The 316-nt window shown below is 44.9% G+C and carries 1 protein-coding gene; it reads right to left on the reverse strand.

The window, feature by feature from the left end:
• Positions 1-224: IS200/IS605 family transposase (gene tnpA / locus ACNPAA_RS21185; RefSeq protein WP_417892010.1), on the reverse strand; the 224-nt coding region annotated here is incomplete at its 3' end.
• Positions 225-316: the final 92 nt, after the last annotated feature.

The raw sequence follows: 316 nt of genomic DNA on the forward strand, positions 1-316 counted from the left end.
TGCACCGTTGGCGCGTACTCTATCAGCATGTGAACATGATCAGCCTCTCCGTCACACTCTTTCAGTTCCGCACCAAAATCTCTGCAAACCTCTGCCGCACACTGACTGAAGGAGGCGTGATACAGTTCCCCCAATATCGGCTTTCGATACTTGGTGATAAACACCAAATGTACGTGCAAAACGTAGGCCTCATGACGTGATTTATTAATTTTAGTGAATTGCATTCTGTCACTCAATCGGGCTTAATAGATATGGCAATAATGCTACACACTGAGCGCTAAATGCAAATTCTGAAAGCCTACAAATTCCGACTCGA

The organism is Aeromonas sp. PS2Canimalfood6 (assembly GCF_048276795.1).
Classification (GTDB): Bacteria; Pseudomonadota; Gammaproteobacteria; order Enterobacterales; family Aeromonadaceae; genus Aeromonas; species Aeromonas caviae.